The sequence below is a fragment of the Blastomonas sp. 34TW genome, from assembly GCF_059803595.1.
On sequence record NZ_JAPFGW010000007.1, the window covers coordinates 39,845 to 55,078 of the forward strand.

A 15,234-nucleotide genomic window follows, 5' to 3' on the forward strand; every position below is an offset into this window, starting at 1 on the left:
TCCTACAGCACTCGGCCCGAAGCCAAACTCATGCGGTCAGACAGGGTCGGGCGGCAAATCGACGATCCGGAAAACAGCTCCCGAACCGGCATCGCGGACAAGGTCAACCCGCTCGCCATCCCAGTGATAGTCGAGGTGGCGCCCCTGCAAAGGATTTGACGCGCAGTCCGGGTAGAAGAGAGCGACGCACTCCCCACCAGGATGCCGGATGCTCGGGTAGACAATGCCGTCGGATTCTGAGTCCCTGAGATTCGCAGCCAGAGCTTGGGATGCCGCGTAGCTATCAGGGTCCAGCATCGGGGCCAGTTCCGCAGCCGCAGATCTAAGATCATGTAGCTCTGCATCGACCGCCATGGCGATCTCCCGGAACTGCGAAGTCCAACCAGGTGCTTCCTTTGTCCGTGCCATGAAGCGGGCATGGTGATGAATGGTCTCGAACAGTGCGGTTTCAAACCGGTCCCCGACATAGAGCACACCATAGCTGCCATCGGTAAAGCGGCTCGGCCGGTCCGTGCTGACATGGGTGAACGGCGCCATGAGGTAGGATGCCCCATTGCCGCCGACGCGCCGGTCGACTGGGACCAGGTCGAGATTGCCAATCGTCGCCATGATGCGGGGATTGGTCTTCTGCTCGGCCGAGATCAGCAACGGCCAGTCGGCTGGATCGGCGATGTCCTCGAACAGGTCGATCGGTGGAAAGGCACTGCGGATGATCCTGACAGCGCCCTTCCACTCAACTCGAAAAACGGGGATCGCCGCCGTTCCGCTCACCAGCCACCACGCTCGGCGTCGAGGTAGCGACGCACCCGCATAATGTCGGTGAGCTCGCCCCCGAGCATCACGTCGAGCGCACTGGCTCCACCAAACGCATCATTGGCCGACCTGATCCAGGAATAGCCGCGGGTTGCCTCCGAGAAGATGATCCGGAGCGCTTTGTGGATGCCCATGAGGTTGGAGAGACGCGCACGCCCATCACGCGAAACGCGCCCGGGGCCTTCGGCCTTCCAGCGACGATAGGAGCGCACCGGCATGTCGAGCAGGGTTGCCGCCTGGTCGTCTGTCAGCTCCCATTTGCCGAACAGATTGAGGACTGCCCGGAACATGGCAGCTGCCTCGTCCTGGGTAATCGGATCGGGACGGAAGCCGGTAACGGCAGTATCAACGGGTTGCAGAGCCAGCATGGCATTTCTCCATATGGCATCATATACGCCACTCAATGCCATTTGGCAACGATCTATGCGGATGATGCCAGTCTGGCAATCACGCTCGCCGCGCCCTCGATCGGCACGAACAGCCGCGTCTGGTAGCGGATGATTTCCGAAAAGCAGCCTTGGGCCTTGTACCAGTCAAGGCGGGCGACGTTCCATCCGGTCAATTCAATTCGCTGTGAGCCATTGACCAGACTGCGCTTGACCATGAGCTGCTCACGGCCGGCGAATTCCATGGGTCGGCCGGTCGCCAGGACGGTCTGGACGATGTCATCGGCGGATAGCGTTTGCTCGCGCTCCAGACCCAGCGCCCGGCACAGTTCGGGCACGCAATGGGCTGGAACCTCCCGGCCAAGGAGCGACCGGCCATCTACCGCCGAGATGCGGCTCACCCTCACGAAATCCGAAGGAAGCTTGTCCCAGACCGGCAGCAGAAGGCCCGTCGCAAGATAAAGGCGCTCGCGCTTATGGCTGGTCCGCGCTTCCTCAACCTCTGCTGCCCAGGCTTCGCGGAAAGCGTCGACGGAGATTGCCTCCCAGCTGCTCTCAGCCAGCTGATCCTCGGTGATGTGGCTGCGCTTCAACGGGCGCAGCAGTTCGAAGCGGGAAACGCGGGTGCCGTCATCAGCAAGAATGCTGCGGGCGGGCACCAGCAAGCCAACCCGGCCTGAACGGGCGTTCCGAACAGGTCGCTGCCGTGGCCCAGCGAGGCCGTGGAGCTCCTCGAGCCTCTTCAGCGTCAGCGGCTTCAAGGCTCTGGCAATTTCCAATTCCAGCAGGTGGGTCGTCGCACCCGACGCGGGATCCGTGCGCAGCAGCGTGTCCGCCAGGATCGTGAAGTCATCGACCGCGATGGTCTCAAGGCCGAGATCGAGCGTGCCAGCCTGGCGGGCGGCATCGATACGCGCCTCGACCAGCCCCATGAACTCATCGAAGATCGCGTTCTGCAAGGCTATGGGAAGAGCAAGAATGCGGTTGAGCCAGCGCTGGATCGACGGCAGGTCATCGACCACCGACCCGTCAGGGGCTTCAATCCTTAGGCCTGTCAGCTCCTGAAAGCGCCCGAGGCTGACCGCTTTGAGCTTACCAGTGAACAGAAGACCGAACCAGCGGTGGAGCGCCTCCTTGGCGTAGATGCTTTCGAGATTATCGGCCGGGTCGAACAGGTTCTGTCCACCGGTCTGCCGCTGCCCACGCGTCAAGGCCCCGAGGCTGTCGAGCCGCCGCGCAATCGTCGAGATGAAGCGGCGCTCGCCGCGCACATCGGTCGTTACCGGTCTAAACAGTGGGGCCGAAGCCTGATTGGTGCGATTGGTCCGGCCAAGCCCCTGGATTGCGGCGTCAGCCCGCCAACCCGGTTCGAGCAGGAAATGGACGCGGCGAGCCTGGTTCTTGGCGGCCAGATCTGCATGGTAGCTGCGTCCGGTCCCTCCGGCATCCGAGAAGACCAGGATGCGTTTGGTCCCGTCCATGAAGGCCTGGGTTTCTGCGACGTTGGCGCGCGGCGAACGGGATTGCAGCTTCTGACGACTATCGCGGCCGACGATGAGCCGGCGTGTCCGGCCAGTCACTTCCGCCACCTGATCGACGCCGAAGCGTTCGATGATGGCATCAAGCGCGGTCGCGATCGGCGGCAAGGCGCAGAGCTGCTCGATCATCCTGTCGCGCGCGGCGAGTGCTGAGCGGCACAATACCGGCGCGCCGTGTTCGTCGCTCATAGGCTCTGAGCGAGGATTGCCGTTTTCATCGGTGAAGACGGCCATGAGGCGGACAGGAAAGCTCTTGGCGAGATAGTCGATCACATATTCCCGGGGGGACAGATCGATCTCCAGTGCTTCGCGTTCTTCGTCCGAGAGGTAGGCAAGCCGACGATTGAGCATGGCTTCAGCGGTCGAGACGAGCTGGACGACAACGGCGTTCCCCTCGGCAATCGCCGCGTCGATGGCTGGCAACAGGCTGGGCAGCTTCATCGAAAGAAGCAGCTGCGCGAAGAAGCGCTGTTTCGTTCCTTCGAAGATCGACATTGCTGCGGACTTGGCGCCCGAGTTTAGCGTCCCCCCGGTTTCGCTATCGACGATCCGCGTGGCCTCCAGCGCTTCGCGCAGGTTGGCGTGAATGATCGCCCAGGCCTCAGCGTAGGCATTATAGACCGCGATCTGATCCTCGCTCAGGCGATGCTCGAGGATCTCGTATTCGACGCCGGCGAAGGACAATGCTCGCGCGGTGTAGAGACCCAGCGACTTGAGGTCGCGTGCGACCAGCTCCATCGCTGCGATCCCGCCGTCACGAATGTCGGCGACGAACGCCTCGCGATTGGCGAAGGCGGTCTCCGGACCCCACAGGCCGAGGCGCGTGGCATAGGCCAGATTGTTGACGTCTGACGCACCTGTTGCCGAGGCGTAGAGCACGCGTGCCCGCGGCAGGAGGTTCTGTAGGCGCACGCCCGCGATACCCTGCTCCGATCCCTTGACCTTGCCGCGCGATCCTTCTCCGCCAGCAGCATTGGCCATGGCGTGCGCCTCGTCGAATACGATGACGCCGTCGAATTTATCGCCCGCCCAGGCGAGGATCTGGTCGAGGCGGGTCGCATCGTTTCGGCCCGACCGCAGAGTCGGGTAGGTCACGAAGAGAATGCCCTCGCGCATGGCGATAGGGGTGCCGAGCTTCCAGGATGCAAGCGGCTGGATGTCGATCGGGAGACCGCCAAGGGCAGCCCAGTCACGGCGCGCGTCTTCGAGCAGCGCCTCGTTCTTCGAAATCCAGATATGGCGGCGTTCCCCGCGCACCCAGCGATCAAGAATGACGCTCGCAACCTGACGCCCCTTCCCAGCGCCCGTTCCATCCCCGAGGAAGTAACCCTGCCGGTAGGTTTGGCCTTCCGCAGATGCCTTGAGCGAACAGCCCTTGTCCTCTGGCTCGAAACGGCCGGGTAGATCGCGCGCATGGGCGCTTGCAGCATAGATCAGAGTCTCTGCTTGAGCAGCAGACAGTAGTCCCTTGGCAACCAGCCCGTCGGGCAGCTGCGGCACAGCTTCGGGCATCGGTGCGGCAATCGACCCCATGGCGACGGACTCAACGAGCGGCGTCGGATGCTCGGCCGCGCCATCGATAACGATCCTGCTCGGGCGATAGGGTAGATAGTGGCCGACCTGAGGGGCAAGCGGCGCAGGGGTTTCGAGCGACTGATAGGTGAGCGACCCGATAGCGGTTTCTGCAGGAGTGAGCCTGGCTGATGTCGGCAGCGGCCTGCGCTGCGCCGCCACCAGGCGAAACGGCGCACGAGCCGGGAGGCTCGATTGCTCGGGAACAGGCTCCAAGCTGGCGCGAGCCGGCAGAGCATCGACAAGATCGACCAGCTGGCCGATTTCGCTGGTACGGATTGTGACGGTCTCCTTGGAGCCTCCCACCTTGTCGATGACCAGCAGCCGGGTGGTGATCCCGGTGCCATGCCTGACGAAGGCACGTTCGACGGCGACATTGAGCCGCAGCGAAGCTGGCCCCTTCAGCCCGGCCAGAACCCTCCCGCAATCGAACCATTCGGGCATGATTGCGACAAGCCGACCGCCGGACGCCAGACGGTTCCAGGCCGACCTCAGGTGGCGCGAGCCGGTGCGACTATCGTGCCCTCGCTCGATGCCGTGCGAATAGGGAGGGTTCATCAACACGACGCTTGGGGTGATGGCTGGATCAAGCAGTTCGTCGATCAGCTCAGCGTCATGACCGGACACTCGGGCAGCCGGGAACAGGCCATTCAGGCAGTCGCGGCGGAGCGGCGAGATTTCGTTGAGGGCAAGGCGCGAGCCGGCCTTGGCAGCCCAGACCGCGAGCATGCCCGTTCCGGCCGAGGGTTCCAGCACAAGCTCGTCAGTTGCCAGCGCGCAGGCCCGAGCAGCAAGCCAGGCAAGGCGCGGCGGCGTCGCAAACTGCTGCCATTCGATCTGCTCGTCGCTGCGATTGGTCTGGGGCGGCAGTCGGGCATCGAGGCAGCTGAAGAACTGTTCCGCCTCGTCGATCGACGCCGAGAGCAGGATCTGATCCGCTGTTTGCAGGTATTGAACCTGTGCCAGCTCGGTAGCTGCATGGGCGTCAAGAACTGACCAACGCCCGAGAGCATCGCTCCCCCCGAAGTGCTCTGTCATGATGCGCGTGACGTCGCTGCGTGAAAGCGCGCGGCCTGCCTCCAACTCGGATGCCATGGTCTGGGCCGCCATCACAACGATGGGCGGTGACGGTTCATCGAATGCAAAGGCGAGGGAAGAATTGGACATGGGAACCTCCTGACGAGGTCCTGCGGCGGGCAGGCCTCAATCAGCCGAAGGCCCCCTCCCCTCTGCTGATGGATCAGGTTTTCGGGCAAGCCGCGACTTCAGCTCATCGTTCCAGTCAAAACCGGACGAGGCTGGTGCTCGTGAGTGGAGGACACGATTAGGCGCAGCGTAGGCTTTCACCGCTCGCTCCTCGGCGAGAGCCCCTCCGGCGTCATTGTCGATGAACAGGAAGAGCTCGCGCACGCTCTCCGGGATCGAAACGAGACCGAACCGCTCGTTTCCAAGCGTCGCCCAGCACGGGATCCCGAAGAGCTGCATGGCTGAGAGGGCGCTCTCGATACCTTCGGCAAGACCCAGACGCCCCTGCACTGCCGGTGCAAGCCTGACGGCACCGACGCCGAGGCTGCCCAGCGCGCGCTTGGGCCGCTCGAAGCGAGCTAACTTGCCGCTCGCCACATCGAGAAATGTCCTGTGCACTGCGATGATGCCGATGTCAGTCGTGACTGCCGCCAACATGGCGGGGAGAAATTGGACAGCCCCGCGTGGCCCAAGCGGCGTACGTTCCAGGTAACGGAGCCGGTCAGATGCGTGCTGGAGACCGCGCTGTGCGAGATATCGTTCGACGGGGCTGTCGGAGATCAACGTGGCCGATTGCCACAAGCGTCGCGCATTGGGACTGAAGTCACCCTGATTTTGCTGATTGGCTGTCCCAGCACCAGAACCATCAAAGAGCTCGCGGCTGCGAACGCCCTGGCGATCCAATGCTGCAATGACGTCCTCATTCGAACATCCGGCAAAGCAATGGAACAGAATGGCCTTTCGCCCCAAGGTCACGCTGAGCGACGGTGTGCGGTCATCGTGGGCGGGACAGCAGCACATGCCCTTGCCTTGGCGCCATGTTCCCTTGAGACTTTCGACAATCGTGCGGGCGCGGCGTTCGAGTTGGTGAGTATTCTTTAGCTGGGGCATCGACCTACTCCGGTTGAGGTGCCCTCCCCGTGCAGCCTCCGCTCTGCACCAGCGCCAAACCGATTTCCTACGCCATATGTTCTTTATATGTTCTCTCTCGATTCGGCTATAGAAGGATCGAGAAATGACAATGAAAGCCCTCCTGGTCGGTGGCATTGCCATCGCATCAGCCATGCCCGCCAGTGCCCAGGAATTGCCGATGCCAGCATCAGTTGGCGCACCCGCCAACTACTCCGACGGCACCCGAATTGCCGAAGCATCAAACGGCTTCCAATTGGTTGAGCATGGGCTCTGGCGATCCGCGCAGGATGCCCCGGCATCAAGTTTGACCGTGGCCGAAAATGGCCGGGTCAATCTGCCTTACAGATACGAACCCAAGGCCAAAACTGGTCCATCCGGGTTTCGGCGGGCTAGCTACCTGCCCCACGTCTATGCGGCGGAAGCGAAGTATTCATTGCCCACCGGCCTGCTCGACGCGCTCGTCTGGACGGAATCCCGCTATAACCCCCTTGCTGTCAGCCCGGCAGGCGCTGCGGGCCTTGGCCAGCTGATGCCAGCGACGGCAAAGGAACTCGGCGTCTTCAATCGCTTTGACCCCATGGCCAATATCTTCGGCGCAGCGCGGTATCTAAGGCAGATGCTCGAAAGGTTTGGCGTGGTTCACCTCGCTGTCGCGGCCTACAATGCCGGTCCAGGTGCAGTCGAACGCGCGGGCGGTATACCGCGGAATGGCGAGACGCCCGGATATGTCCGCGACGTCCTTCGCCATTGGCGTTTTTAGCGGTCGCACCGCAAGTTAACCGAACCAGAGTCAATCGACGGATTGTTGCCGGGCTGGACCATTTTACAAGCGAGCGACTGCACGGAAGTCTAGCCGTTTTTGGCCTCGGCTGGGTACTTGGCTACAATCTGCATAACCTCCTTACCCCACAACGCCAACGCCTCGCGCTTCTCGTTGGTATACTGGTGTCGGTGATAGACCCCCGCCACGCCGGCCATAGCTGATCCTGACTGGTGATTGAGGACCGCTTCAGAAACCACCAGAGGTATGCCGAGACGCTGGAGACCAGTTGCCACCGTCCGCCGAATGTCATGCATTGTGAAGTGACCGGTCTCGTAGCCGAGCTTCTCGTCCACGCTTGCTCTGATCCGCTTCCATGCTTTCGAGAGGCCGCTAACGCTGTTCGTGCTGGTGACCTTCGATGCCAACAGGATCTGGGATTGCCTGTGGGCGTCGTCAGGGTCGATGCCCGCAGCCATGAAGACCTCGGTGATTACTGCAAGAGCCTGCGCGGATAGCGGCACCACATTCGCCTTGCAGTTTTTTGCTCGGTCGCCTGGGACGGTCCAAACCTTCGCCTTGAAATCGAACTCATCGCACGCTGCATCGAGTACTTCTCCCCGGCGCTGAGCCGTAAGGACAAGCATCTGCACAAGGTGACCAAACGGATAGCCATCCTCGACCGCAGCTTGCCATAGTGCTGCAAGTTCTCGGTCGCTGAGTACGCGATCGCGAGGTTCATTTCGCTTCGGACGCCACGCGTCCCGGCAGGGATTGGCGGGTATATGCTCGAGTCTGGTGAGTGCCCACGTATAAAAGGTCGAAAGATGGCGATAGACGATCCGCGCCATCGTCAGCGTTTCCCTGCCCCGCTCGAACGCGATCTTCTCAACAAAGCGGCTCACGTCACCTCGGGTAATGGAGTCCGCGAGGCGGTCTCCCAGCTCGGGCTCGATGTACTTTCGGAAGACCCGATCGAACTCCCTTGCGCTGCGCTTCTTGCCCTCGATCTGCTGGGACAGATACGTCTCGTAGAGCTCGGCGACCGTACCGACGCCCTTTGCCCCCTTCCTCTTAGCACCCGGCTTCCTGGCAATGCTTTTGCCCTGCTCGACATCGACAAGCAGATCGCGCGCCTTCTTACGCGCATGGGCAAGGGTAAAACTCGGACCATGGCGTCCGATGGTCACATTCAACCACTTGCCCTGAACCCGCTTGCGCAGAATGTACGTCTTGATACCACTGGCACCCATGCGGAGCCTCAGGCCGGGGACGATACCATCGGCCAGCTCAATTTGACCAGCCGCCGGCGCCTTGAGCCCTGCGATTTTCGCGTCCGTCAACCCTACTTTGTTCGCCATATGTACCTGCTACCTTAGGTAGCTTTTTGTAGTGGATACTGGCGAACATTTCAAGAACAATGCGGACTATGAATCGCAGATTTCCGCCATTTTTGGACACATGCGGACGCGCTAGGACCCTCTGATCATGGCTCTTAATCAGCGGGTCCTAGGTTCGAGCCCTAGTGCGTCCACCAAACTTTTCAGACATTTAGCCACAATAAGCTCCTCCATAGGTTCGGCCGTGGCTGTCGCGTGGCCATCCGGTCGAGGAACAATAGGCTAATCATGCTTCGCCGGTTTCTGGCCTGAAGCTGCATTGCGCCGTTCAACGCAAGCGGCCGCGGGCTCCACCTCAAGCTGACGCATCACTTCGGCGCCTGGCTGGACGGCGCAACCAGCGGCATGAGGCTGAAATCAGCACAGCCGAGTGGATGTGATCTGACCAATTCGAGGGTCGACGCAGCCTGTCATCTGCAGTCGTATGGCCACCTTGCCGCATGGAGCAACCATCAACCGATTGCGCAAATCTTCAAATTTTGTCGGCTTACCCAGAATTTCGCGATGCTTCGACGGGTCTATGCCCGAAGCAAGGCGGAAGCGTCGGCGATCGTCTGTGCCTCTGCTTTTCAGGTTGACACCCTCGTAGCGATCGTATTTGGTCTAACCAATAATCAGGGAGTGGTGCAATGACTGAGGAACGCCGCATGGGACCGTGCGCGATGCATCGCTTGGCTGGCGCAGCACTGGCCGTGGCGGCAATGTGCATCTCCGCCCCTTCCCTTGCACAAGACGCAGCCCCGAGTGGCACCGTGCCCCATCCAGTTCGTACGGCTGCGGGCACCACCCGATCGGTGACGCCGCTCAGTGATGGCTGGCGCTTCCAGTTCAGCGAGGCACCGGATGGCGTGACCGGCGCGGACTTCGATGACCGTGAGTGGCAGCTCGTGCGCCTTCCGCACAGCTGGAACCGCATGGGCAATTACACAGCCCAGCGCGCCGAAGACACGGACGTGCGTCAGGGCACGGGCTGGTACAGGCTGCGGCTGGACAAGCTTGTGCCTACCAAGGGCAAGCGCGCGATCCTGCAGTTCGACGGCGTCGGTGCGATCGCGGATCTCTGGGTCAATGGCCAGCATGTCGGCCAGCACAAGGGCGCGTTCTCGCGCTTCCGGTTCGATATCACCGATGTGCTCAAACCGGGTCGGTGGAACATCATCGTCGTGCGCGCGGACAACAGCAAGCCCGAGCAAGGCAGCAGCACCGAGCATGTCATTCCGCTGGGCGGCGACTTTTTCGTCCATGGAGGGCTGTATCGCGGCGTTTCGCTGATCGAGGTCGATGCCGCGTCGGTCGACCTGATGGATCATGGCGGACCCGGCATTTATGTTTCGACGCCTAGCGTCACCGCGGAAAAGGCCGAGGTCGCGGTACTGGCGCGACTGCGCAACTCGGGGACGAAGCCGCGCAAACTGGCAATGGTTACACGCATTGCCGATGCCGATGGCCGCACCGTGGCAAGTGCGACTGCGCCCGTCCGCCTCGCGGCTGGCCAGGCGAGCGAGCTGACCACGCCACTTTCCCTCGCCAACCCCCGTCTCTGGCAGGGCCGCGCCGACCCCTATCTCTATTCCGTGACGGTCGAGCTGCGCGAGGGCAACAGGGTGATCGACAGCGTGACCGAGCCGCTCGGCGTACGCAGCTTCGCCTGGGATGCAGACCAGGGCTTCATCCTCAACGGCAAGCCGATGCGGCTGCAAGGCGCTTCGCGGCATCAGGACTGGCAGGGCAAGGGCTGGGCGCTGAGCCCGGAGGATCATGCCACCGACATGGCGATCATGGCCGAAATGGGCGTCAACACCGTTCGCCACGCGCATTATCAGCACGCGCAGGAATGGAGCGATCTGGCCGACCGCAACGGCATGGTGGTGAAGGCCGAACTGCCCTTCGTCCACCAGTCCGCGTTTGACGAATCGCTGCCCGCGCCCGAACTGGTCGCCAATGCTCGTGCGCAGCTTACCGAACTGATCCGGCAGAATTACAACCATCCTTCGATCATGCTGTGGTCGGTGGGCAACGAGATCGATATCGGCGCGGCGATCATGGCGCTCCAAAAGGGCGGCAAGGGCGCGCCGGCCAAGTCGCGCGACATGCTGGTCGAGCTTAATGCGCTGGCGAAGCGCGAAGACCCGAGCCGCCCGACGCTCTATGCCGATTGCTGCGAGGGCACGCCTTCGCCCCTCGCCCGGCCCGGCGCGCAGGTGCTGAACAACGTAACCGATGTCGTCGGGCTCAACCGCTATTTCGGCTGGTATTATGGTCAGCCCGAGGACCTGTCGCGTGCGCTGACCAACCTGCATGCGCGCTATCCCGGGCGGGCCATGACCGTCACCGAACATGGCGCAGGCGGGGCATTCACCCAGCATACCGACAACCCGCTCGGCGGTCCGGTCAATGCCAATGGCCGCCCCCATCCCGAGGAATTCCAGGCCTGGGTGCATGAGGAGAACTGGAAGGCGCTGAAAAAGGCCCCGTTTCTCTCGGCAAGCTGGATCTGGAACATGTTCGATTTCGCCTCGACGTCGCGCGAGGAAGGCGAGGCCTATGACCTCAACGACAAGGGTCTGGTCAGCCATGACCGCAAGACGCGCAAGGACGCCTTCTACTTCTACAAGGCGCAATGGTCCGATGAGCCGGTGCTGTATCTGACCGGCAGGCGCTATGTCGACCGCGCCTATCCGGTGTTGGACGTACGCGCCTATAGCAATGCGCCGCGCGCCAGCCTGACGGTCAATGGCCAGTCGGTTGGCACGGTGGACTGCCCCGATCGCATCTGCGTCTGGCCCGGAGTGCGGCTGCGCGCCGGCGACAATCAGGTCACCGCCTCGGCCGAGCGGAACGGCAAGGCGCCGACCGACAGCCTCAGCTGGACCGCGCCCGATGCCGCGAAGGGCCTGCATGTGCGGGCCGGGCATCTCACCGGCCTGACGACGTCTGCCGGGCTGCGCTTCGGCTCGGACAATTTCTTCACCGGCGGCAAGGCGTCAGAGTTGCGCATGGCGGGCCGCACCAGGGTCGCGCCGAGCAACGTCACCGGCAGCAGCGATCCCGAGCTTTACGCCTCCTACCGTCAGGGCGCCTTCACGTACGACCTGCCGCTGCCCGACGGCCGCTGGACGGTGAGCCTGCACATGTTCGAGCCCGAAGCCGATACCGCCAAGGCCGCTGCGCGCAGCATCACGGTGCTCGCCGATGGCAAGCCGGTGCTGACCGGCTTCAACCCGGCCAAGGCTGCGGGCGGATCGCTCAAGGCGGTAACGCACAGCTTCGATGCGATATCGCGCGGCGGGCTGAAGCTCGATTTCAGCGGTGGCGAGGGTGGCGCGGTGGTCTCGGCCATTTCCGTTAGCCCGGCGCGCTGACGGCCGGGAGGACAGGGCCATGGTTTCGAGACGCGGCCTGATCAAGGCCCTGGCGGCCAGCGGCATGGCGGCGTCGGCGCCAGCGCTCGCGCGCGGCACAGACACGAGCCGCGCGCTGCCCAATATCCTGTGGCTGGTGAGCGAGGATCACAGCCCGTTCCTGGGCTGTTATGGCGATCCGATCGCGCATTCGCCCAATATCGATGCGCTGGCGCGCAAGGGCATTCTCTACACCCGTGCCTATGCCAATGCGCCGGTCTGCGCGCCGTCGCGCTTCGGCATCCTGACTGGCTGTCATCCGGAAAGCAACGCCCCTGCCCAGCACATGCGCGCGATGGCGAACCTGCCGATGGTGATGCGCACCTATCCCGAATATCTGCGCAGCCTCGGCTATTATTGCACCAACAACGACAAGACCGATTACAATTGCGCTGTCGAGCCCGAGCGCATCTGGAACGAGTCGAGCGCGACAGCGCATTGGCGCAGTCGCCCGGAAGGCGCGCCGTTCATGGCGGTGTTCAACCACATGACGACGCATGAATCGCGGCTGTTCGGCCCGAAGCCGGTCGAGGGCCCGGTCTCGCCCGATCAAATCCGCATTCCGCCCTATCTGCCCGACACCCCAGCGATGCGGACCGATTTTGCCAGCTATTACAACCTCATCGCGCGCATGGATGGCGAGATCGGCGCACGGCTGAAGGAGCTTGAAGCCGACGGTCTCGCCGAGGATACAATCGTTTTCTACTATTCCGACCATGGCGGGGTGCTGCCGCGCAGCAAGCGCTATTGTTACGAGGAAGGGCTGCGCGTCGCGCTGATCGCGCATTTCCCACCGAAGTGGCAGCATCTTGCTCCCGTGCCGATGGGCAGCACTGTGGCCGATCCGGTCAGCCTGGTCGATCTTGCGCCCACACTCCTTTCGCTGGCTGGGGCGACAAAACCGACGCAGATGCATGGGCAGGCGTTTCTGGGCAGCGAGATCGGCAAGCGTTCCGCCTATGCCTTCGGCATGCGCGACCGCATGGACGAGCGCTACGACATGGTGCGCACCGCCTGTGACGGGCGCTATCGCTATATCCGCAACTACATGCCCCACCGCCCCTGGGGCGTCTATTCGTCGTTCGAATGGATCGCGAAGGGCTATCAGTCGTGGGACGAGGCGCGGATCGCCGGAACGCTGACGGCGGAGCAATCGCGCTTTTTCGGGCGCAAGCCGTATGAGGAGCTCTACGACCTTGAGACCGATCCCTATCAGCTGAGCAATCTGGCGGGGCTGGCCGTACATGGCGCGAGGCTGGCGCGTTTTCGCAAGGCGCTCGACGCACATATGCTGCGTATCCGCGACAACGGTTTCATTCCCGAAGGCGAGCCGGGCGAAGGCTATGAGGCGACCCAGAGCGAGGCGAATTACCCGCTGCGCCGGATCATGACCGTGGCTACGAGCGCCGCACGCGGAAAGACGCGCGACGCCAAGCGGCTGGCTGCGCTGTTGCGGCACAGCAATGCGGTGATCCGCTATTGGGCGGCAACCGGATTGGTGGTTCTGGGTGAAGGTGCGATGCCTGCCAAGGCCGCGCTGGCAGACGCAGCGACGCGCGACGCTTCGGCTGCTGTGCGTATCGCGGCCGCCAAAGCGCTTGCGGCTATCGGCGATGCATCGATCGCCCTGCCGGTGCTGGAGCAGGCCATCGCATCGAGCAGGCCTATCCCCGAGCGGCTGATGGCGCTGAACGCGCTTGATGCGCTCGACGAGCGCGCGCGCCCGGTGCTGCCCGCGATCAAGGCGATCGTCGATGACGAGAACGATTATGTCATCCGCGCCGCGCGCTATCTGGTCGCCGTGCTCGAAGGCAGTTTCCGCCCTTCCCTGCCGACCGGACGGCCGCGTGCCGCCGGCGCACCGGTCGGCTGACGATGGCCAAGCAACTCCCCTGGGCCGGGCCATGCGCCCGGCCGCGTTTTCCGTGAAGGCAGAACGATGAACACAATTCGGACCGGGCGCTTGCGCTGGTGGATCATCGGACTGGTGACCCTGGGGACGATCCTCAACTATCTCGCGCGCTCGACGCTCTCGGTCGCCGCCCCCACGCTCAAGACCGAATTCGCGATGACGACCGAGCAATATAGCTGGGTCGTGCTCGCGTTTCAGGCGAGTTATACGGTGATGCAGACCGTCGCAGGCACCGTGCTCGATGCGCTGGGCACCCGGCTCGGCTTCTTCCTGTTCGCGATCGGCTGGGCGCTGTCCAACATGGCGCACGCCTTTGCCACCGGTTGGGCCAGCCTCGCCTTTTTCCGCACGCTGCTCGGGGCGACCGAGGCGGCGGCGATTCCCGCCGGCGCGAAAACGGTCGCCACCTGGTTTCCGCCGCGCGAGCGATCGCTGGCCACCAGCCTGTTCCAGATGGGCACCAGTGTCGGCAACATGATCGCGCCGCCGCTGGTCGCCTTCTGCATTCTTGCGTGGAACTGGGAGGCAGCGTTCGTGGTCACCGGCGTGCTCAGCCTGGTCTGGGCGGGGCTATGGTGGTTCGGCTATCGCGATCCTGCCGAACATCCCCGGCTGTCGAAGGGCGAGAAAGCGTTGATCGAGGCGGGGCGCGCCGAAGATGTCATATCCAAGCCCGCAACCAAGCGCGACGTACTGCGCAGCCGTTCGTTCTGGGCGATCGCGACGCCCCGCTTTCTTTCGGAACCGGCGTGGCAGACGTTCAACTTCTTCATCCCGCTCTATCTGGTCTCGGCCTGGAATCTCGACCTCAAGGCGATCGCGCTCTGGGCTTGGCTGCCGTTCCTCGCGGCGGATTTCGGCAGTCTTGCCGCAGGCGTGCTACCCGGCTGGCCGATGAAGCGTGGCACGGGGCTGATCGCCAGCCGCAAGATCACGATGACGATCGGCGCGCTCTGCATGGTGGGCCCGGCCTGCATCGGCCTCGCAACCTCACCCGGCATGGCGATCGCACTGTTCTGCATCGGCGGCTTTGCGCATCAAATGCTCAATGGCGCGCTGATCACCCTGTGCGCCGATGTGTTCGACAGGAAGACCGTGGGCACCGCGAGCGGCATGGCGGGGACGTCGGCCTGGATCGGCGGGATGCTGTTCACGCTGTTGATCGGGCAGAGTGCGGATACGTTCGGTTACGATCCGCTGTTCGCCGCGCTGGCCGGGCTCGATCTGATCGCGGCAGTGGTGCTCTGGGCGCTGCTGAAGCACTCCGGTCGGAAAGTGCCTTCAGCAGCGTGAGC

At 63.1% G+C, this 15,234-nt stretch carries 9 protein-coding genes and 1 tRNA gene; 5 read left to right on the plus strand and 5 right to left on the minus strand.

Going from position 1 to position 15,234, the window contains the following annotated elements; genetic code table 11:
• Positions 1–36 precede the first annotated feature (36 nt).
• From OPU69_RS10450 to OPU69_RS10465, 4 genes are read right to left on the minus strand one after another with little or no spacing between them, the layout of a single operon-like run.
• Entirely contained in the window at positions 37–771 is a 735-nt protein-coding gene (locus OPU69_RS10450; RefSeq protein WP_498510859.1) for an RES family NAD+ phosphorylase, read from the minus strand.
• Positions 768–1,181 (minus strand): MbcA/ParS/Xre antitoxin family protein, encoded by a 414-nt coding sequence (locus OPU69_RS10455; protein ID WP_498510861.1) that lies wholly within the window; start codon positions 1,179–1,181, stop codon positions 768–770. Before OPU69_RS10455 ends, OPU69_RS10450 begins: the two co-directional genes overlap by 4 nt.
• Before the next feature lie 53 nt (positions 1,182–1,234).
• Positions 1,235–5,476 (minus strand): strawberry notch-like NTP hydrolase domain-containing protein, encoded by a 4,242-nt coding sequence (locus tag OPU69_RS10460; protein ID WP_498510863.1) that lies wholly within the window; start codon positions 5,474–5,476, stop codon positions 1,235–1,237.
• A gap of 36 nt (positions 5,477–5,512) precedes the next feature.
• A complete protein-coding gene (locus OPU69_RS10465) occupies positions 5,513–6,445 on the minus strand; it encodes a DUF7146 domain-containing protein (protein WP_498510865.1) in 933 nt (310 codons plus the stop codon).
• Positions 6,446–6,569: 124 nt separating this feature from the next.
• Between OPU69_RS10465 and OPU69_RS10470 the strand changes: the two genes are divergently transcribed.
• Positions 6,570–7,226 (plus strand): lytic transglycosylase domain-containing protein, encoded by a 657-nt coding sequence (locus OPU69_RS10470; protein ID WP_498510867.1) that lies wholly within the window; start codon positions 6,570–6,572, stop codon positions 7,224–7,226.
• 89 nt (positions 7,227–7,315) lie between these two features.
• On the opposite strand, the gene OPU69_RS10475 is transcribed toward OPU69_RS10470, so the two are convergent.
• Positions 7,316–8,587, minus strand: a complete 1,272-nt coding sequence (locus OPU69_RS10475) for a tyrosine-type recombinase/integrase (protein WP_498510869.1) — start codon at positions 8,585–8,587, stop codon at positions 7,316–7,318.
• Positions 8,588–8,681: 94 nt separating this feature from the next.
• Between OPU69_RS10475 and OPU69_RS10480 the strand changes: the two genes are divergently transcribed.
• The 4 genes from OPU69_RS10480 to OPU69_RS10495 all read left to right on the plus strand — a co-directional run bounded on the left by OPU69_RS10480 (position 8,682) and on the right by OPU69_RS10495 (position 15,232).
• A tRNA-Lys gene (locus tag OPU69_RS10480) sits at positions 8,682–8,763 on the plus strand.
• 615 nt (positions 8,764–9,378) lie between these two features.
• A complete protein-coding gene (locus tag OPU69_RS10485) occupies positions 9,379–11,988 on the plus strand; it encodes a glycoside hydrolase family 2 TIM barrel-domain containing protein (RefSeq protein ID WP_498510871.1) in 2,610 nt (869 codons plus the stop codon).
• A gap of 19 nt (positions 11,989–12,007) precedes the next feature.
• Positions 12,008–13,900, plus strand: coding sequence for a sulfatase family protein (locus tag OPU69_RS10490; RefSeq protein WP_498510873.1), 1,893 nt, complete (start codon positions 12,008–12,010; stop codon positions 13,898–13,900).
• A 66-nt stretch (positions 13,901–13,966) separates the two neighbouring features.
• Positions 13,967–15,232 carry an MFS transporter gene (locus OPU69_RS10495; RefSeq protein ID WP_498510875.1) on the plus strand — a complete coding sequence of 422 codons (1,266 nt, stop codon included), beginning with the start codon at positions 13,967–13,969 and terminating at the stop codon, positions 15,230–15,232.
• The last annotated feature ends 2 nt before the right edge of the window (positions 15,233–15,234 follow it).